The organism is Reinekea sp. G2M2-21, assembly GCF_015687175.1.
Classification (GTDB): Bacteria; Pseudomonadota; Gammaproteobacteria; order Pseudomonadales; family Natronospirillaceae; genus Reinekea.
The window spans coordinates 512,708-534,688 of the sequence record NZ_JADPQG010000002.1 but is presented as its reverse complement, the minus strand read 5'-3'; the positions used below and the strand labels follow the sequence as shown (position 1 = coordinate 534,688).

At 45.8% G+C, this 21,981-nt stretch carries 11 protein-coding genes and 1 pseudogene; all 12 read right to left on the bottom strand.

Going from position 1 to position 21,981, the window contains the following annotated elements:
* Window positions 1–377: 377 nt before the first annotated feature.
* Complete coding sequence (locus IYN85_RS11110) at window positions 378–1,391, bottom strand: hypothetical protein (RefSeq protein ID WP_196158965.1); 1,014 nt, start codon at window positions 1,389–1,391, stop codon at window positions 378–380.
* Complete coding sequence (locus IYN85_RS11105) at window positions 1,384–2,901, bottom strand: hypothetical protein (RefSeq protein ID WP_196158964.1); 1,518 nt, start codon at window positions 2,899–2,901, stop codon at window positions 1,384–1,386. The genes IYN85_RS11110 and IYN85_RS11105 overlap by 8 nt, the downstream gene beginning before the upstream one ends.
* A gap of 56 nt (window positions 2,902–2,957) precedes the next feature.
* Window positions 2,958–5,384 carry a hypothetical protein gene (locus IYN85_RS11100; protein WP_196158963.1) on the bottom strand — a complete coding sequence of 809 codons (2,427 nt, stop codon included), beginning with the start codon at window positions 5,382–5,384 and terminating at the stop codon, window positions 2,958–2,960.
* 317 nt (window positions 5,385–5,701) lie between these two features.
* The gene (locus IYN85_RS11095) at window positions 5,702–6,844 is read right to left on the bottom strand and encodes a hypothetical protein (RefSeq protein WP_196158962.1); all 1,143 of its coding nucleotides are present in this window, start codon (window positions 6,842–6,844) and stop codon (window positions 5,702–5,704) included.
* Complete coding sequence (locus IYN85_RS11090) at window positions 6,831–7,001, bottom strand: hypothetical protein (protein WP_196158961.1); 171 nt, start codon at window positions 6,999–7,001, stop codon at window positions 6,831–6,833. The genes IYN85_RS11095 and IYN85_RS11090 overlap by 14 nt, the downstream gene beginning before the upstream one ends.
* 53 nt (window positions 7,002–7,054) lie before the next feature.
* Window positions 7,055–7,429: a hypothetical protein gene (locus IYN85_RS11085; protein WP_196158960.1), complete on the bottom strand. Its 375-nt coding sequence runs from the start codon at window positions 7,427–7,429 to the stop codon at window positions 7,055–7,057.
* Window positions 7,407–7,832: a hypothetical protein gene (locus tag IYN85_RS11080; RefSeq protein ID WP_196158959.1), complete on the bottom strand. Its 426-nt coding sequence runs from the start codon at window positions 7,830–7,832 to the stop codon at window positions 7,407–7,409. The genes IYN85_RS11085 and IYN85_RS11080 overlap by 23 nt, the downstream gene beginning before the upstream one ends.
* 12 nt (window positions 7,833–7,844) lie before the next feature.
* Window positions 7,845–8,144 (bottom strand): transposase, encoded by a 300-nt coding sequence (locus IYN85_RS11075; RefSeq protein ID WP_196158958.1) that lies wholly within the window; start codon window positions 8,142–8,144, stop codon window positions 7,845–7,847.
* A gap of 208 nt (window positions 8,145–8,352) precedes the next feature.
* On the bottom strand, window positions 8,353–9,363 hold the full coding sequence (locus tag IYN85_RS11070) for a hypothetical protein (RefSeq protein ID WP_196158957.1): 1,011 nt from the start codon (window positions 9,361–9,363) through the stop codon (window positions 8,353–8,355).
* On the bottom strand, window positions 9,354–14,753 hold the full coding sequence (locus IYN85_RS11065) for a hypothetical protein (protein WP_196158956.1): 5,400 nt from the start codon (window positions 14,751–14,753) through the stop codon (window positions 9,354–9,356). The genes IYN85_RS11070 and IYN85_RS11065 overlap by 10 nt, the downstream gene beginning before the upstream one ends.
* Entirely contained in the window at window positions 14,750–21,454 is a 6,705-nt protein-coding gene (locus IYN85_RS11060; RefSeq protein WP_196158955.1) for an Ig-like domain-containing protein, read from the bottom strand. Before IYN85_RS11060 ends, IYN85_RS11065 begins: the two co-directional genes overlap by 4 nt.
* Window positions 21,455–21,973, bottom strand: a pseudogene (locus IYN85_RS26370) (hypothetical protein); the annotation flags it as partial.
* Window positions 21,974–21,981 lie beyond the last annotated feature (8 nt).

The following is a 21,981-nucleotide window of genomic DNA, read 5'->3' as shown; positions in this document are numbered from 1 at the left end:
TTGAGTACTTCGTCGCAAGTTAAATGGGTTTTCGCGCACGAAGCAAAGTTTGGCGAAACCTTTCGCCATGCAATCCGTGCACCTATTCCGTTCTATAAAACCGAGGCATTATATCAGTGGGTCATTAAAGCGTCGATAGAAGAGAGTCGAAGAAAAGTCAAATTTTTTGTGATAAGTCAGTTAAAACTTACAAAAAACAGAAAAATCGTTGGCGGTGTTAAGACGAACGAAGGACCAGCGCTCATTCTGTAAAGCAGCAATCGCATTTTACGTTTGAAATTTAGCCGTGAAGTAGGCTGAGTGAATCGAAAAACCAATACACTCAGTAAGCTAATAAAAAAGCCCGCCAACGCGAGCTTAGTGGTGTTTAAAAAACGTTATTTTAAAACATCCGGGTCGTTTAACAGGGGGTCGTGCATTTCGGGTATCAGCTGGCCTTCTTCACCGGGGCATTCGGACTTTGCCGGGTTGCCTTTGCTCCAGGTGAGGTTGTTCTCCGCGAGCCAGTCTTGGATGTCGGACTCGGCAGTTTCTTGAGGAATGTAGTGCCCTGTAATCCCATTTTTGGAACTTTCTTGCGCTACTAAATCACGCTCATAATGCGTCCAAGCTTCCTCTTTCAATTCATAGCCTGAAGTGGCATCGTCCGACCTGCGTGAAAGATAGCCTTTGTGCCAAGAAATAATATCTGGGTAGCCATCTTCATCGAAATCTCCAGTGAATACTTTGGTGTAATAGCGAATTGCGGGCATCCTTGGATAGCCATTAATTGCTGCCAAATCCGATACGAATTGCGCTTCTGGGAAAGCTTGGTCGCCGTATAATCTTTGGTAGGAAGCGGGATCTAATTCATCGACCAGGCGAACATAGTCTGAGAATACTACCCGTTCATATTTAGGGGAAAAAACAACAAAAATTCGACCTAGTGTTAGAACAATTTCTGATTCACCATCATTTTCAATATCGCCATATCGCAAAGGCGTGTTGCCCATGCAACCCGGCCCTATGCCACCGGATTCGAGGTCGAATGTTTTTATTAGAAACGTATCGATAGCACGGTGTTGTTCATTCGCGAGTTTGGGGGTGTATTGGTAAGGGCTGTAATTTAGCGGCCAGTTGCCTAAATATAATTTCTCCTGCACATCAATTTCGCCAATATGTAAACTTCTTGACAACACAAATGCTATATCTGCCGATTCATGAAAAGCAACTATTGACGAAAACTTATCTTTGATCGTAGGTGATACCCAATCTTCGTAATCCCAGATCTGCAATTTGTCAGCTTCAGAAAAACCTATTGTATCTCTATGTTCCGATCCGTTTAAAAGTTCGAAACCAAAACCATTCATACTTACAGAGGACAACAAAACAAATGTTAGAATTTTATTCATTGCAAGGACTCCTATAATCTTCATCGCCTTCTCTTTCTCTATTATTTTGAAAGCGTTCAGATTGCTCTTTGGCTACAGTAAATGTTGGCCCGTAAGTGATACTGCCATCGCCATTTACAGTATACGTAGTCCACTCTTCCTCGCCATACGCAAAACACCAAGGCACACCTGGCAAATTTATTTCTTGGATAAATCCGACTTCACCCAATTCACCGACATTCGCAATCACTCCGTCACCATTAACATCTTCGTTGCCACCGTTTGGGCCGCCTTGCCAAATGAAGGTTCTTAAGTTACCCCCAAAGAGTTCTTCTTTCGCTTGTATGGCGTAACGACAGGAATGGCAAACACCTGTGTCATTACTATTGCGATCGCTATTAGCTTTAAATCGGCCATACTTAATGAGCTTTGCAAAACTGTGAGCACTTAACCAACCATCGGCTCCGTTATAACCCGCAATAGCCTTGCTGAGTAAATCGTACTCATCTTCCTGTTCCGGAACTGGAATAATGTTGCCATCAGCGTGACGATAACCGACCAAGTCATCTACATTTGCAGCGGCAGCCCTAAATTGAGCGTTATCGTTCGCGAAGGTTTGCTGGTATCGCCCAGATATAAAAGATTTGTGAAAACCACCTTCACAACTCGCCAACCCATCTGCGGTTGTCGCATTCGATGCCGTGTGAATGACAAAACTCTTAGTCTGATCTAATGGTGAATATAAATTCAAACCGATTTCTCCATGCGCTGTACATGCGTAATTACTGTAACGCGCTCTATAAAGCAATTGGCTAAAACTCATACTACCATGCTCATCTGCGCCGCCTTCATACATGCGATAAGGTGTCACTGGTGACCCTCGCCCCCAATGATATCGTGCTTCTTCTTGAATCCATTCACTTAATAATACTTCACGATTGGTAGTTGCATTTGAAGTCAAACCGGCGATGGTTAAAATACCGTCGTGACGGGCGTTTGTATATACACCCGCCGGTACGCGGTTAAGATGATCCGCAACCCCGTTTTGCCAAATATTAGTCGCTTCGGTTACCCAAAGAGTGAACTGAGCTAAATCTGCATTAGATTGGATATCGATCAAACCATCTTCATATTCGAGAATGGCTCTCGAATAGTCACTCCAAGCTGCAGATACCCAACCTAGGAAATCATTCGTTGTGCGGCCATACAATGGGTTATCGAGGTCTTGCTGCCGTACTGTATGCCTGTTGCCATTGACATTCCTTGCAGAGAAACGCCGCACCATTGCTTCAATTGACCCTTTTCTTAGGTGGCAATTTGTTGCGTCAACATCCCTTACGCCTGTTTCAGGATTATTAATAACTGTTCCGTAACGATATTCCCAACCACCAGAGAATTCGTTTCTGGGTAACGCATAATCACACATTCCTGCGACAGCAGCGATATTGTCAATTCGGTCACCTTGGCGACCTGGAAAGCCCCATTGCGGACTCACCCCAAAATGCCAGAGCAGACTTTCTAACATGGCCACATCGTCCCCTTGCATTAATGGGTCACCATCGTTTGCGGGCGGACCTAACTCGCGAGTTAAAAAAAAAGTTCTTGGGTTTCTTCGGCATTACCGGGGTAATCAATATTCAATGTGAATTCAATCTCTAAGTCATTCTCCCAGCGGGATGATGACTCTTCCGTTGCTGGGGAGCCAGAAACACCCGTGTCGCTGGTTGGCTCCCACCAGAAGGCCCAGACATTCGCGGGTACTTCGTTCTGGAAGCTGTGCAGTATTTTCCGCTCTGGCATCATTTCTATTTCTTGTCCGTCAATCGTCAGCAAACAATCAGCGTGCTGATCGTATTCATTTAAGTAGCCGACTTGGTGTTTGCATAACCAGCCATTCGATCCACGAAACGTTACGTTAAAGTGCTCCGGTACCATCTCAACAAATTGGCCTTCGGCGTTTTGAATTTTGGGTGGTAGATATGCGTATTTCAGGCGCATTCCTCCCAGTGTACGAATAACTGGGGCGTCATGAACATGATCGTGCCCGTTGTCTGGGTCAGGACCACGATAGTCGACTTGCTTCATTCGTGTTTCATTATTGGAAACAGCAGGTATGTTGTAGTAGACCAACAATCCTTCTGATTCAAACGCGTACTGATACAACAGGTTGGCACTGTCTTCATTGCTATATAGCGCGAGGGTTAAATAATCTTCACTGCCGAGTTGACTAAAAAAATTCAGGTTTTCAAACAGAAAGTGTTGATTTTCTGTAAACGTGACCTTGGTTTCTGTTTGCCCAAGCGCTAATGTTAATGTTTGTTCGCCATCGAAACGCTGCAAAGGCGTTTGCTCAATCTCATTCAGCTGATACAGGATATCGATAATGCTGGATGGTGAAATGAAGTTTTCTCCCGTTTTCAGCAAGTCAAACTCGTCTGAATTCGGCTTGCGCTCACCGGTTTCCGAAAACTGTGCAATCTGGATTTGATTTAACTCTAAATCGTACACGCTGAACTGGTAGTCGGGTCGGTAGTACCAATCGTAAACAAGAGGCGGCTCCGACATGTTATCTGTCGATACACCTTCACCTTCACGGCGATTAAACTCTAACAGATAGGCTTGCTTCTGAAGGGTGCTGAGTTCTTCGTTAAATTGTGGTGTTTTGAATGGTACGAATCTTTCCGGTCGATATAAATTCTCGGCAACACCATCAAAATTAATGTCGCTGTCGCGATTTTCTTGCTCACCTGTATTTGCTTTTAATGCGAAGTCGTCGAACTCCTGCGCGGGTAACGCATTTACCTGAATATAGTAGTGCTCATTATTCAATCCTTCCGCACCGTTCGGAATACGCACGACTTCAGAATGGGTACCGGGAGTAACGGAAAAGCGCGCTTGTCCACTGGCGGAGGATTCCGCCAGCTCATTCTCAGCGCTGATATAAGCCAACCGACCCGTATAACCATATGCTCCTATTACATCCGGGATTGGCGAGCCATCCTCGCTGTACCAAGCGGTAGTGATTTTGATAAAAGCATCATTCGCTTCGCCGATACCTTCATTGCCGATGATATATTGCACTTCGCTTCCGGCATCGAGCCCGTCTTCAATTGTGTATTTCCGTTCTGCCCATATCTTCAGATTTGGAGGCCGCATTTCAATAAGGTTAACGGCGGAATCCAAGTAGCCTTCGTCCAATTGATCTTTACCCACCACAACCTCTTGGGACCCGATGTAACCCGTAACACGGTTTATTGCCCAGACTTCGAGTGCCTCACCGGATCGAATATGGTCCGAATTCTTCTGACTATAAAACTCTGGAGCCATGTTGCTTTCTTGTTGCCATTGATCGAAGGATTTCTTTGAGTAGTTGGACAAGGCTCTGGAAAACTCAGCATCCGCACCTCGGATGATCATTCTGAAGTCCACTTGCGTGCCAACAACTTGCGTATTAATTGAGTTGCCTGAATATGGGTAAGCACGCTCATTATCTTTCAAGCCCTGGCGCATGGAAACAAGCTGTCCGGTCGCTTTCCTGACCACAAAGATATCGGTATCTTGAATGTCTAAGTGAGACATCCTGACAACAAGCCCTATATCTCTATCAACTTTTTCAATATCGATTAGCCGGACAAATTGAGGCTGACACAGGGGTAATAGCGGGTCGTCCGGGCAAATATAAGGTCTGTTTACTGATGAAGATAAATAGATACCCTGATAATCGAACGCTGAACAACCGTTCAAGCCATTTGCAATGGGCACAAACAAATGATCTTCATTCAAGGCGCCACAAACTATGGTGTCATTCTCGCCATCTAGATCGAAGTCATAATAATCTGAGGTTATCTTCTTGAATCGCGCCAACTCATCGCCATCTGCATCAAGTCCAGGCTCCTTGAAATCATATACCAACGTTGGATACTCTGTAGGCAGCGCTTGCTCGACGCCACTGAACACTAAACTACCGGTAAGCATATTGACGTCAATCGGAAAATCGATACTCATTATGGGCATAAATGAAGATCGCCCGTAACCAAAACAGCTAAAAGTAAATTGGTTTAACAGAACCAAGCATCGAGAATTCAGCAAGCCTGGATCTGAACTGTGCCTGAAATTTTAAACCTGATCAATTTAACTGCGTTTTCACATCTGCAAAAAAAACAGAACGTTAGTTCTGTTTCAAAGGCATCCGCTACTGACGGAACTATTAAAGTGGGTGTCTTGATAAGTTTTTGATAGTTTGGCCAATTGTGTAATCAAAATTTGCAAAAATGAAGATTGGAAATAGGCCTACGGCTAGTATAAAAAATATTCTTCACTTAAGTCTTAAGTTAGGGTGCCGAGTTTGGAATCTGGCTTATACAGCGTGTGTCTGGAAACTTTTTGGTTATTTTGGAGCAAAACCCAACCTGCGAAAACAAAGAATTTTCTAACTTCATTTTAGTTACAAAATTTCGATTATTTATCAACAGAAAACCCCTTTCGGTTACAATCACTAGATTTTCTTTACCATAGGAGATAGGGCGATATCCAAGAACTTTAATCACTCGATTCCCGTCTTCAGTTTTAGTAATCATGCTTTTATCATGAACAACTGAGTTATTTGCTCTTACATCATGTAGAGAATATACAGTAGATAAATCGCCAAAGCTCAGAATATCGTTTGCTATCCAACGAGAATTTACATAAGAATAACCTTCCTCAGATTTCAGTGTGAAAAGATAATCTCCATTCGATTTATAAATGACTGTATCAGAATTACCAGCAATAGTATTAAAATAGAAATCCCCTGATGGTGATAAAAAAACGTCTTTAAGCAACGATGGTTTCGTTTTTCCACTTTCGATATCGAGGATGGCAATGTCATTTTCACGAAAAGGCTTTCTATCAATATAGAGATTGTTGTCATGAGCAGCCCAATGCAAAGAATACGCAGGCACATCAAATATTCTCACATCACTATTGTCAACCGAGTAGATACCCACCCCTTTTGCTCGATACGGTGCTTCGTACCTACTTTTATCATCATTTGCATCAAAACTTTCTGCAATAATAAAAGCTATGTTATTCCCATCCGGACTCCAGACATAATTTGCAACGAATTCACGATTTGAACTGTATATTTCAATAAATTCTTCTGTTTCAGTGTTGACTGCATAAAGTGCTGCCATATCATTAGAGTCTAAATCAGTTATTCGGAGCGCCAATAATTCGTTTCTGATATTTAAATTCAGATCCGTATAAGCTGCATTTTCAAATGGTCCTGTAAATGTTCTAATTTCCTTATTCAGAAAATCCAACACCTGAATTCCTCGGACACTAAAATCATAATCGAATGGATTTATTCTACTTCCTGAAACATAAGCAACATTTGTTTTCTCATTCAATGTCCAATTTGTTTGAATAGGACCGAAGTCACTAGCCACTGCTGTACAATACAACAAGCTCAGAACAAAAAGCCTATAGCCCATCATCAGATTCTCCTAAAACTTCTATTTCAATTTTACCTATAAAGTCGCTCTCGTTGACTGAATTAACAGCACCACCTGATCCATCAATCGATTCATCCGGTCTATACACCTTTAGAACGACCTGCCCTACTCCTTTTGGTTTCAATCTAATCTGGATCATTCCGTTTTCATCTGTGCGGTGAGGAACGATAGTGCCAGGACCACTAATACTAATCAGATCCGAATTGGTGGGTACGTTTTCTTGCAGACTTTCAGTAACGTAAACAACTGTAAAATGAGCATAGTCATACCTCGCACGTCAATAGGACTTAACTCTATGATTTCTTCGGATTGTTCGGTATCAGGCAATGCAGGGTTATATATCAAGGTTGCATCGTCTAGCACATAATTTGTGTCGGTTGCTGTTGCAATAGGTGATTCAAAATACTGAGCGCTGTAAATCCAGTTTTTAGGCTCGATATTCAAACGAGTTAGAATCGGTGGCAACTTTTGATTTATATCACCACGCTTGTCGTCTCTTTGAACGCGTCCGGTCCAATCGAGTAATTCCAGATAATCTTCGAGCTTAAAAGGTAAGCCTTGGGGCATGTCTTGTTTGGGGGTTGCCGACAAATGGCATGAGCGTGCATGGCTGATAAGGTTCGGAGGTGTGAGTTGGCGTCTTTTGGGCTTCCTTTATGCGTTTTTGCGCGGAAGTATGGTTGGACGTTTCAGGTGTGGCTGCCATGTTGGCGCGAGCAGGGTTTAAATCAACATAGGCTAAACAGGCGGCCAGTGCTTGTTCATCCAGCAGTGCCTGAGATTTGAACCTTCCTTCCCAGAATTTCCCAGTGTATTGATCTTCAAAGTTCGCTTCTTTGGCGATGCCTTCATTCAGCACTTTCATAAGCCAACTTAAACTGCCTAAGCGTTCGCGCCATTGTTCGGCAATGTCTTCAATAGCGCTTAGCTCTGCGTCACAAAGCGGCTCATTCTGCAAAAAACGACTCACCAAGTGATTGCCTTAAAATAAGGTATGCCAGCGCTCTAACACTTGCTGAGTGCTTAATCTGGCTTGCCGTTTTGTGTTGATGTGCAAAACAACGTGATAGTGATTGGACATAACGGCGTAGGCGCAAACATCGATGCAAAACAACTGACAAAGCTTTAATATCCGTTGCTCCACCCAACCTCTACGATGTTCGTAATTCTGGCCGTTGTAAGTGTCAACGCCACATAAAAACGCGCGGCGAACACAGCGTGAAACGCAGTGATAGTAAGGGGTTGCCTCTATCGAGACCTGACTTTTCCTTGGTTTAGGCATAAACGAATCCTTGGATATGCAATTTGCTGGTTATATAAACAGCACTGGGCGAAATCGTCAACCCTTAAAGTGCCTGTCCATTTAAGTCCCTTGTCCATAAGTGCCTGTCCATTTAAGTCCACTATACGCAGAAAAATTGCACTACTACTAAATGCGGCTCAACCTAGGATCCTGTTTTAGTTGTACCTATCCACTTAAACATTGGTAATCATTTTAGAGGCCACAAACTTTCATAAGTTTTTATCACTTTACCTTCACGAATATCTTCGACCTGAAATCTATTTTCTCGATAATTCCACTGTAAAACATAACCTGCAGGATCGAGAGCTAAATCATTAAAATAGATACTTATATCCTGCTTTTCGGGACCACTTACCAAATCATAATATGTGGCTGCCAGACTAATTGATTCTCTGTGGATGACAAAATCTGGAACCTTAAAGCTCACCCCCCAGAATTGATTGAAGAATACTCTAATGACGTTGTCGAATTGCTGACTAGCAAATATTTCGCTCTTAATAAGTTGATTGGTACTATAGCGGGCAACCTCTTGACCCTTTTTATTAATGATGAAAGCCGCACCCTCGGCTTCCATATCACCAGGCTCATCTTGGAATGTCACCTCTAACTCATTATCTTCTACAGTCAGATCTAGATCATAAGTTTCTATTTCTCCTGCTTCCGTTACTTTTTTAAACGACGAAATAGCAGCATAGGTATATAAAAAATCTTCAGCCTGAGCACTCCATTGAATTGCATCGAACGGCTGGTCAAATTTAACCTCTTGATATACATTATCAATCAGGTTTAACTCAATCGCATGCTTTTTATCAAGAGTGTAAGCCGCTAATCGATCGCCCCCACTCGACCAATAAAAGAGTGTGTTCTTACCTGCGTTCGTATTTAAACTGAAAGCAGATTCTTGATTAATTATGTCCCAAACGTTCAGTTGCCCATCTATCCAATAGGCTACAAACCTTGTACCACTGAACGATAGGCCACCCTCCGGCGAGCCTTCAACAATTAAATTAAATTCATTGGTAGAAAAATCAACACTGTAGATGCTGTTAAGTTTGTTTTTACCGGCGTAGTACATAAAAAACGTCGCTTTTCCATTCTCAAAATCAAAAGCGCCCAAATTAACTGCGAATGCATTCTGTGCGATGAGCAGACAGGATACCGTCAAAATAAGTGTGTTTTTAATCATTTTTATTGACATGTAATGGTTACCTCATCAAATGTTGTTGTAGTCACTTGCTCTTTCAACTCAATAGTTTCGGGTCCGCCAACTTCTTTACATCTTATCTTCAATGTAGCGATACCGAACCCAGCAGCGGTGTTTTCAAAATTAACCCACAGCTTTTGCGGCTGAGTTGAGTGAGTGGTACCAACATCCAGAAGGAGGGATTCATCATCCTGATTCCCACCAAATGCGCCATCATTTTCTACAGAAAACTTAATTCGCTGCCACGGCAATGCCCTCATTCCATGCCCATCCCAAACTACGAAAGACAACAGATGGGTAGACTGTGCAACCGATTCTTCAGCAGAAATAGTATCACTGGGTGGTACGTAACTGAAGACAACATTATCGGGGAGCGACGTTCTGGCCAAGACAGATTCTGCCGAAATTTCAAACCGAATATGAAAATGATTATCGTGCAATGATCGATTGTCATCCCCTACAGTTGTGTCATAAGAAGGATTCCAAGATGCATTTTTGTTATTCCCAATATAATTCTTATCGAATTGACTTGTATGGTAACCAAAAATCACAAAGTTAATACCGACCCCACTGTCGTCAATCGCATTTAGCAATTCAACAGTACGAGCTATGTCATGCTCGTCACTATCAACTGTAGTGGCACCTTCTTCGTATTCATCATTGTAAATGTTGTTTGCCCTGACATATCGCATGTCGACATCCAGCCCGTTATTATGGCTGGAATGATCAAGCACTGTCTGTGGAATGGCACGGCCAACTCTCAACATAGCAATTTCTGCGGTATTTTTATTAATTCCTCCCGCTTTTCCAGAAATATCATTAAGCCCAATTCGCAACGAACCCGGATATATATTTGCGGTACTGCGGGCATATCTGCCCGGATCTGCTAGCAATGGAGTGGAGTCAGGGTACTCTCGGTCCCAAATTCGTGCTGCAGCCTCAATTGTGTTTACGATATTTGATGTCGTGTAGGAGTCTTTATTACGATCCGTGTTGCCACCCATATCATAAATACCTGCCGCAAAGGTTGGTATTCTCAAGCCTGCGACTTCGGCACCTAAAGTATCAGACGTCACTACAGACAACTCACCTAAACCCGTACTTCCATCAGTTGGTTCAAAGTTTGTTCGGTTAGCGGCGTAAGGAAATCGTAGACTGTAACCGCCACGATGGTAGGCCGTTAAGATTCTATTTCCTACTCCACTATTTGTGACACTCAGTGGGTTAAAGACATCCTGTGCTAATGCAGTTGCGTTCCCACTTGTATCAAATTGAGTAGAATTTTCAACCTCAGCTAGGTTGCTCAACCCATCCTGGTCCCAGTCATATACACGATACAATTCATATATACCCAAGTCTTGATCGGTAAACTCACCTTCGTTTGCAACGGTTCGTGTTTCAATGTCATTAAGCGCCAAACCTCTCATCAATTCTGGCGTGAGAACACTGTGACGTAAGGTTTCTAAATTTAGTGAAGGGTAACCCTCGACCAGTAACGCTTGATCCTCTATTGACCATGAGCCCTTAGGCAGAATTGATTTGATTTCTGCCTCTACTTCATCAGTCAAGGTCGTGACATCACCCGTCGCTTGATAATCCTGCATTAGCTTCCGAAGGGTTCGATATGGTTTATCGCCAGCCAATGCAGTCAGTAGATCTTCATTATCCATGTGCGTCACTGGCCTTTTTACTGACAACTTGTCACTTGGACTAAACGTCTCATCTGGCCAGGCCACCTCATCTGATTCGTCAGAAATCAATTTCTCTATAACCATAGAGGTGTTATTCCCGAAGTAACCGTCTGGCACTAAGCTGTATTTGAAATTCTCTTCTTTCACAGGTGAAACCAACGGAATAGTCACCATGTTAATAAGGTATTGACCATAGTCAAATGCCTGTTGATGAGGGCTAGCTCCCACGGTTTTTCCAAATAAGTGACTGTATCGCATCTCCATGTCCGTTTTAGGAAACAGCCCTACGGTATGGTTTGTTGGCTTAACCCACACTGAACTGCCGTCAAGTAACTGGTCTAACTTCACATCTGCATTGTTTTTGACAGTGACAAAAGCATTTACATAGTAAGGTGGAGGTGAGTTTGGGAGATCACGGTTCGGTATTACCTGTAGGCGAACTTGGACGGGACTATTATTAATCAATCCGGCTTTGGTTATTGAATCGCCTCGCAACAAAATTTTCGCATAGCCATTAACAAATTCAGTCCGACTGTCAAAGTCACCCGCTTTGGGAAAAGTATCGAAATAGCTATTCTGGACACTGACAACTCTAACTTCATCACCTGAGCGGCCAGCGCCCCCATAAGGGGTGCCTAGATTGTCAGTACCAAATACAAACAATTTCTTATGCCCAAGATCAGGGTAAAATGTTTTATCTTCTAAATTGCTCTGTATTTGTCTGAAACCTCGAGTTGCGTTAATCGGCTCCTGAGCTAACGAATGATAAATGACAGATTTGGATTCTAGAGACATTTCCCACAATACGTTTTGAGCATCGTGGTTAGCGTAAAGCTTCAAAGTCAGAAAGTCTTCTGCGCCCAAGCTACTCATCGCAGTGAGATTGGAGAACTCTACTTGTCCGTTATTCCCGTAAGCAATTTCAAACTCTTGTGGTCCTAGGGAAAGAGTGAGTCTTTCGGGGGATTCAAGTTTAGACAATGCTTCTAACTCTGGTGCGATGATGTCGAATAAAACACTGATATTGTCACTTTGAACGTCAACTACATGAAAAGCGTTCTCCAATACATCACGATCATTACCGTCGCTAGTATTCGTTAGATTTACATGGTTAACCGTTAAGTCAAATACACTGAATTGATATTCTGGCCGATACATCCAGTCAACGCTTGGCAGGGGAGGGTGCCAATCTTCTGCGGAGCCGCCATTGGCCAAATGACTCTGTTTTGCAATTGAATAGAGTTGCTTTAGTTCTGTTGATAATTTCTCATCATACTGCGGTGTTTTAAACGGAACAAACCGCTCCGGGCGATACAGGTTGTGTTCTACCTCTTCAAAGGTGGCTTCGGCAGATCGGTCTTGCGTGGCACTGCTGTTCCCGGCGAGGCCAAAGTCATCGAACTGGCTTTCGGGGACGGCATTAACTTGCACGTAATAGTGTTGATTGTCGATATTGCCTGACAGCCGCACCAGTTCTACGTGGGTGCCGGGTTTAATGGCAAAGCGGGCTTGGCCCGCTTGGCTAGCGTCGGTGAGGGTATTCCCGTCACTGACGTACGCCAGGCGGCCGGTAAAGCCATAGTCGGTCAGCGCGTCGGGTAGCGCCGTGCCGTCTTCGTCGTACCATTCCACGTTAATCTGAATATAGGTATCGTCGGCTTCACCGATGCCTTCATTGCCAATCAGGTAACGGCGTTGTTCACCTTGGGTGAGCCCGGCTTCAATGTCGTACACGCGTTCGGCCCAAACTTTGAGGTTTGGGGGGCGCATTTCAATGGTGGGGACAATGGTATCCAGTATGCCGTTGCTGATTTGTGCGGGGGTCATTTCCAGCTCGGCTTTGCCCATGTAGCCGGTGACCCGGTTAATGGCCCAAACTTCGAGTAATTCGCCGGTGCGTAAGTGGTCTGCCTCATCCAGTTTCTGCAGTTCCGGCGCCATGTTGCTGTCTTGCTGCCATTGGCTGAAGCCGTTGCTGTCGTCGCGCAGGCGGGAATATTCAAACGCACGTGAAATGTGCGACTTTGGCCCCCGCATGAGCATACGGTAGTTGGCTTTCACTTCATTGGTGGCGGCTTGCAAGTCGTTGCGGGACGGGCCGTAGGCTTTTTCATCGTCTTTCAGGCCCTGGCGCATGGCCACTAACTGGCCGTTAGCTTTGCGCACAATAAACAGGTCGGTGTCTTGCACATGCTGTTGGGCCATTTTGGTCACCAGACCGATGTCTTGGTTGATCTTTTGGGTGTCCACCAGGCGCGTGAACTGTGGTTGGCATTGTGGGTCTTCGGGGTTTATCTGGCCGTCAGCATCGGTATCGGTACAGGTATTGGGGCGCTCAGGGTAGCCCGACAGGTAAATGCCCTGAATGTTGGTTTTGGTGCACTGTTCGCCGGAGTCGAGCGGAATAAACGCGCCTGCGTCGTTTAGGTTGCCACACACCGAAATGTCGTACTCGCCGTCCAGGTCGAAGTCGTATTGATCAAAGGTAATGTACTCGAATCTGGCCCCTTCTTCGCCATTGGCATTCGCGGTTGGTTCTTTAAAGTCGTACACCAATTTTGGGTCATCGGTTTCGCTGGCTAATTCGACATTGGGGAATAAAAAGTCACCATTAAGCAGGTTGACGTCGACAACAAAATCGGTGCGTTGCACAGGCTTAAAAAATGAAGGCCCATAGCCATTGCAGGAAAAATTGACCTGTTTATTCAGGTAGTACACGCTGGCGCCGGGCTGTTCTGGGTTGAACGGCCGGTAGGGTAATTGCGCTTCCAGATAAATAGGGTAGTCGTATGAGAAACGCGGGCAAGGAGTGCCACGAACATCTATGTTGAAACTACCATTGGCGTTGGTTAATCCTCCACCATGCAATCCTAAAAAGGTCGTAATAGCAACACCAGAAATGGGTGACACCAAGGACAAATCTTCTTCGGTGAAGTCCTGACGCATGGTGTAGTAAGAACCGTCATAGCGTTCGGGGTCGTTAAGTTCTCGGCTGGTGTCTTCGTAAAAAATAGAACGTAAGCTGATGCGGTCGGCGCGTTGCTGGCGTATTTTTCCGTCGAAGCCAATGATGAGTGAACTGATATCCTGCGGCAACGCAATGCTGTTGTCGGTTAAATCGACCGGGTACTGCGCCAACAGGTATTGCGTTGAGTCGGTATACAGCAGGGCTTCCGGAAACACCAAAACCGAACGGGTAGAGTCACGCAGGGTGTGGGAAGCCAGATCCCCGTTCCAGGGGGTATTATTTGCATCGGCGACCACCAGCGAGCCGCGACGCGCCTCATATTCTTCGGCGGTTAACAGTTCCGGTTCAATGCCCAGATCATTGCCATAGAAATCGGTAAAACTCTGCATTTGCTGGTTGTAATGAGCAATGTATTGATTGTACTCGCGCGCCGACAACAGAAACGACTTGTCGTATTCTCCGCTTTCTTCAATGGCACCTATTTCTTCTATTTCTTTTCCCGTCGCATCGTAAACCACATACACCATGTTGCCGTTTTCGTTGGTGTAAATACCGCGGGCATACATGTGACCCTTGTACAGGTTCACATTGTTAATAAAGCCCCACATGGGATTGGGACCTTCCAACCCCCCAAATAAAAAGGCCTGAGTGTGCCCAGCAAAGGCCATTGCCAGCAAGGCCGCCAGTAAACGGGATGGTCGCAGGTTAAGAGTCGTTAATTTCATTGAGTCACTTCCATTTGCTCGGGCTCATACTGTCTTGCCATTTCGGCCAGCTTCGCCATCATCACCGGGAAGCTGAATTCGTTGTTGTGAAACGCCTCTAAGGTCGGTTGGAATGCTTCGGGCAGGAATATCACCCCAAGGTGGTCCAATACGGTGACGCTCTCTGGGTTCAGGAATACGGCGTAGTTGCCTTGGCGTTCCGCGAGGCCAATCGGTTCTATCATTTCGTTATCCGGGTTCACTGCCACGGCCAACATGAGCGTGCCGTTGGCGGGCAGGTATTCCCAACTGTTTTGGTGTTTGGGCAATTTCAGTTTAATGGTGGCCGTGCCGGTTAAACGGATGCCCAAAGGCTGAACACTGTACAGCCAACTCGGTTCGGCCAGCGCATGCGTTGGGTAGTTGTAGCCAGCGGTATTAAATTGCACATGGGCATTACCTTGGGTGGCACCATTGGCGAAGGTGACTTGGGCATGGGTCAGGTCCAGCAGCAATTCGTCGCCATTCAAGCTGTGGTTCGCCCCCGAGCTGAGGACTGTCGCGCCAATTTCTGGGTTTAAGAAGCTGACCGGAATAATGCCAAAGTCATTCAAGCGCCCTGCTTCCGCAGGCACGGTAAGCTTGGTTTCACCGTAGTTGGCGTTTTCCATATCAGGGTTCACCCACAGCGTATAGTTGCCGTCTGCCAACGGTGTGCCCTTGTCTTTGTAGCCAAACTGCACCAAGCCATCGCCATTGGTGATACCGGAATACCCCGCAAACTCGACCCGCAAGTTGGGAACATCGCGGCTGTATTGGTCGCGGATAACCATGTTGATCAGGGTTGGTAACACTCGGGTTTGGTATTGATAACGGGCAAAGCTCTCGCCGTTATAGGTCACGTCGACAAACAATGTGGCGTTGTAAGCCGGTTCTCGGCCTAAATTAACCAACACGGTTTTGTTGCTGCCCACCAATTGGATATCCAACGGCACGGATTCGTGTTCGCGTTGCACATCTACCAGTTGGTGCCCTTTGGCGTTAAAGAACTCGGTGCCTTTGGCGTCCCGGTTTATCCAGGTTTTGCCAAAGGCGGTTTCATGCACACGGATGTCGAGCAAGGCTGGGTCGATGCTTTGGTTAAAGAACAGCGATATTTGCTCTTTGGTGTCGATGTTTAGAGAACCCTGTTCGGGTAACACTTTAATCAGCGACAACGGAACTTGCGCAGGCGCCTTAACACTAAACAGCCGCGGCGGCAGCGATGCCAAGCGTTGATCGTTAGCGTCGATCACGCGGAACTCCAGCTGATATTCGCCTTCGGTGCCCGGTAATGTCACTTCGGTGACGGCCGTGCCGTTTGAGAAGGTCATCGCCTGCCAGTCGCCAGTAGTGGCGGTGGTATTATTTTGCCAACGTGTCTGGTATCGGTCACTGGTGGTGGTTTCAGACGCTTGCACCACGACTTGTAATGGAAAGGCGTCGCCATAGGTGAGCAACTGGCTATTGTTTAACGGTAGTAGCCAGTTTACGTCGATGGTTCTGTCACCGCGCACCACGTGGCTGAGCGTAGACAGATTGCCGGCGCTGTCTTGTGCGGTGAACTGCAACGTCGTTTCAACACCATTGGCAAGCGGCACGGACGCGGTAAACGCAAACGTATCTTGGCCCACCGGAGATACCGTGAGCACATTACCGTTTAAGGAAATACTGCTGAAGTTAGGGTCACTGACTGTTCCGCTGAGCCGCAGTGGATCTTCTAAGATGGCGGTGACGCCTGGGTATGCCAGCAAGTTATTCGCCAGGCTGATGACCGGTGCGGTGCGGTCAAGGTGCAAGGTTCGGGTTTGCGTCAGTTGTGTGTTGTCTGCAAAAGTTGCGGTCACGACAACGTCGAATTCCGTTTGGTTTTGCGGTACGGCAATGGTTTCGTTAAAACGGTAGTAAGGCACGCTGGTGGCCACAGTGACGGCCTCGCCATTTATGTGGATCGTTGGGCGGTTATCTGCTTTCACTTCACCACTGACGATGACCCACTCGCTGTTCACCTGGCTGTCTGAGGCCGGCGAATGGATCGTTAATGTGGGCTCGTTTGCAGGTTCCGTTACCTTATCGTCTTTGCGTACCAGTCGAATGCTGCTGTTCAACGTTGCGGACGGCGAATTAACAAAAAGTTCGATTATGTTGTCGCCCAAGACCAACGGCAAAAGCGTCGACTTCACGCTGTATGTGTTTGTGGCCCATTCGCTGATGGTGGCGCTTTGGCCGCCGATCAACACCGACAAGTCTTCTTGCGGAATATCCGTTTCCAGCAGACCTTCCAGAACAATGGCGGCATCTACAACATCGGCGTTGTTGCTGTGCGACAACCACTGCCACTGAAAACCGTCCGCCTGTAGCTCAGTTTGCAGTTGCAAACTGCTGCTGTTGTTGAGTTCATCGGTTGCGACGATTCGTATTTGGTTGATACCCGGTTGTAATATCAGTTCCCCGGTAAATTGCGATGCCGTCACATTGGCCGAAAAAGGCACACCGGTCGTTATGTTTTCAATCGTGATGGATGCAACATTGGTGCGTTCATCCACTGCCGTGCCAGACAGCGTAATTACTTGGTTACTGACTGTTAACGGTAAACTGGCTTGGATAACCGGACCGGTTTGGTCCCGCACCACCGTCACCGTTTGCTGCTCAAGATTCCCCAAAGCATCTACAGCCTGAACCGTTATCACGTTGTCACCTTCAACTAACGTGATATCGCTGGCAAATTGGCCCTGCGCGTTCACGGCGACGTTTTGACCAGAAACCGTCAGGACAACATCGACTGCATCCTGCACGGAGCCACTCACGTTAATGACAGCACTGGCGGTTAAAGTCTCCAAGGGCAAAAGGGTTATGACCGGCTTTGTGGTATCGAGTAAAACCGTCTGCTGCAACGTTTGCACGTTGCCTGCGGTATCGGTCACACTCAGGTTAAAGGTATTAACACTTTCGATAAGGTTCACTGAAGCCTCATGCATATCATCAAGGGCGGTGAATGCCTTTTCTTGACCATTTTGTGTGAACTGCTGCAGCGAAATGCCACTGATGTCTGTTGCTGTCCACCGTGCAAGGTAAGCAGGATTGTTCGTTGGTTCAATGACACTCAGCCAGGTAACGGCTGGCGGCTGTTGATCCAGGCTAAAATGAATGCGCATGGAAGTACTGTTACCCACGGCGTCGGTGGCCACGATTTCCAACGTCTCGGCGCCAGAGTTCAATGTGAATGACATCAAACCACCGTCAACTGGCACACTAACGTCGACACCATCAAGCGTAGCGTTAACAGAGTTTAATTCAGTCCCGGTGCCGTCGACATCCAGTGCAAGCTGTACGTTTAAATCAGAGATTACAACCGTTGCGTCATGCGCGATGGCAACATCTTCTTTTTTGATCGATACCGTCGGTGAGGTGAAATCGGCTAAAACGGTCGTTTCAATTTGTGACTGATTACCGTATTCATCCGTGGCCCGCACGGTAATCCTGTTTAGTCCCTCTACCAACGTCGCTATTGCCATTGGTGGTGAGAGCGATTGAATTGCTATTGGCTCACCCTGATGGGTTACCACAACATCGCTAATATTATTTTCATCACTGACGCTCCACATGACGTAATAGGCTGGCTTAGCCGATATCGCTTTTTCGCCGATCCAGGCCAACACGGGAGGGGTACGATCCAGCGTAAAGGTTACCGTTTGCTGAGCCATGTTACCCGCTGCATCCCAAGCAATAACTGAAATAGTATTATTGCCTTCAGTTACAAAAAGTGGCCCAGAGAAATTGCCCTCACTGTCTATTGTTGCCAACCGTCCATTAATTTTGACTCTCTCTGCACCCGGAACGCTCCCTGTTACGAACAATTGATCGGCAGAGACCGTTTCTGGCAGTGGATCTAATGTTATGGTCGGTGCAACCGTGTCCACTGATATGGAAACGTCAGATTCTGCGAAGTTACCGGCGGAGTCTGTAAAACGTGCAGTTAAGTTGTTAGTTCCGTCGTTCAGCGTTACGTCGGCGGTGAATGTTGAGTTTACGTCGGTCAGGGGCAATAAGTTCCCATTAACTAAAATCTCACCACTGAATTCATTGGGTTGCTGAATTAGATTCAGCTTATTGTGGCGAAGTCGGGTATTGCTTACCGCTAAACGATCGATACTCGTTCCGCCAATGTTACCTCTTTCATAGGCTATGCCAATTCGTCCTGTCGGGTAGGCATCATCATAAAATATTGGACCCGTTGGGTTTTCATTAACGGTGAGTTGAAAAGCGTCGCCTTGTACTTTGACGCCAAAACGATCGCCAACTTTTAATTCGTGCTTTACATACCCGATACTGTTAACCGACCCGTTATCCAATCGTTTTAAATGTATTTCATCGACTGTGTTATCGATTGTTTTCGCTTGAACCAGGTAACCGTTGCCTTTAGCATCAGCCCTAACGATGAGTCCCGCATAATCGACGTTATATATTGCTGTGAGTTCTACAGAAATAGAAAGGTCATCAGCGAATGTTCTAAATTTTTCCAATGCGAATGTTTGACCTGAGCGACCTCGGATACCTCGATCCGTTGGTTCAAACCCAGTGTCGTTGAAATTTCCAACCGCTATGGTTTCAAAATCCAATGCAAAATCAGCGTATCCAGAAAACTGCGCACCCGTTAACTCTTGATTTCGAATATATAGATTGTCGAAGCTCGTTCCACCAAAGTTGCCGCGTAAGTACGATATACCGGTTCGCCCAGTTGAATAGGTCGTATCGGTAAAAGGTGATCCGACAGGAATATCGTTGACGGTGATCTGAAAAACACTCCCTTCGACCTGAACACCAAATCGGTCACCAGATTGCAATTCATGTGCGAAATAACCAATACTGGTAGTTATTCCGTTGTTTAGACGAAATAAATAAATTCGATCTAACTCATTGTCGACCGTTTGTGCCTGTACTAAATAACCATTTCCATAGATGTCACCTCTTAGTACCAACCCCACAAGATCCCATTCGTTTATTTCAACAAGTTCGACGGACATTGACAGGTTGTCTGCAAATAGTCGGTTCTTATCCAGCGCTAACGTTTGACCGACTAAACCACGAACGCCATTGTCCGTGTACTCGAACCCTGTACCATCGAACTCACCAACAACGACAGTTTCGTAATTGGAAATGAAATCTGAAAAGCCATCAAGCCTAATACTTGCGAGGTTTGAGCCTGCTACAACAACGTCTGTAAAACTGGTTCCACCCACATTTTCCCAATGGTAAGCGACGCCTGTTTGGCCGCTGGAGTACGTCGTGTCCACAAAGACAGGCCCAACTGGCACATCGTTCACAGTAACTTGAAACGAATCACCTTCAACCTGAATACCAAAACGCTCACCCTCTTCCAGCTCACGCTCTACATAACCAAGGCTTGTTGGAGTACCTTGATCCAGACGCATTAGATATATCCGATCGAGATAATTGTCGGTTGTTTGAGCTTGAACAAGGTACCCATTACCGAGTTCATCGCCCCTTACTAACAAACCGACGAAGTCATAGGATTTTATTTTCGATAGTTCGACTGAAATCGATAAATCATCATCAACCGATCTGTATTTGTCGAGTGCCAGAGTATTTCCAGACACACCTCGCAAACCATATTCAGTGAATTCAAAGCCGCCATTTCCATCAAACTCACCAGCAATGATAGGTTGGTAGTTGGTATTAAAATCCAACAAGACTGAATCCAGTGCACCAAAGACTTGCACATCTGGCTGTGCAAATGATGCATCAACCTCAACTATCCTTATTGCATCTGCGATGGTTGAATAGGTCGCGCCACTTCTTACGATAACATTCACAGACTGACCGACAATTAAGTCTACATAGCCAAGCGGGTGCCATATCGATCCGTTTTTGCGTTGATCCACCTCAGAAGTAAGAGATTTGTTCAACCCAGTTGTGTCGGACCAATATACTTCATAAATCGATTTTTGATTATGGTTACTGGCGGCAACATATTGTGCTTCGACTCTGTAGCGTGCCGTTTTTGGCGCATCGATGGTATACGATGCCTTTGAATAAGGTGTCGTGTCATCGCCAACTAAGATGGCATCGGCAATTGTATAACCATCAGCGGAACCAAGCAGAGTGACGGAACTATTCTCGTCAAGTTCAAACTCACCCAGCCGATACCATTCTCCTCCACCCATTTTCTGATTCACCACCACTTCAGTAGTACCAGCCACATGCTGTACACGATAGACAGCATTTTGTGTTCGACTGGCGTCACTGGTGAAGTTTACAGATAGACTCTTAATCCCTGTTATATTCGATATAGGCCAGGTAATTTGGTTGGCAAGCGGAGAAGGGTTTGCTGCGCTGTATAAATAATTGGCTCCAACATAACCCGGAATAGTCGTTGACTCTATCCAGCTGCCCGTTAGCGTTGCTTCAGCCGATTCAACCACATACTCTCCCGAAAGTTGAATGGGTTCACTTTTAGAGTAATCTCCGCCATTTGAACCATCCTGAGTCGGTACTAATGACCAACTGCCCTCGAAAACCGCCGTGTCATTATCGACGATTACGATTTGGCGTTCGGCTTGAGTATTTAGATCAATCGATATATCTGCTGTATATAGGTGGGAATTAGTCGCCGAAAGCGAGCTCTTCCAAGCAATTCGAGGGGTCGTGGTATCCAAAAACATTGCATATGTCGTTCGCGACTCGTTTCCAGAGAAGTCTGTGGCGATAACCGTAATGACATTTATGCCTTCTATGAACGTTAGCGGCTGCGAAAAGGATCCTTCCACTAGCGGCAAGTCAGATTGGGCACCATTCACAATTATTAACGAATTTGCCAGCGCTGAGCTGTTATCCGTTATTGTGCCTTCAAATTGAAATGTCGATTGGTTTGTATATGGATTAGCTGGAAGGTTTGTTGTTAGGGTGGGCTTCGTTGTGTCAACTATAGTAATTATTTGAACTGCTGTACCCGTGTTTCCGGCACTGTTTGTGGCGCTCCACTGAATTATTGTAGAACCTAAACTATACGGACCCAAATTATCGGCTGTCGCAGGGATATTGCCGTCTATCTCATCCACTGCCAAACCCGTGCCGATGCTTACATAAGTCAATGCACCTGTTGCTTCAGCAGCTATGTCCTCAGGCGCATTAACCTGTGGGAAAACAGGGTCTCCTAGGGTTGCGGCATAACCAGAACCCATTAACAGAG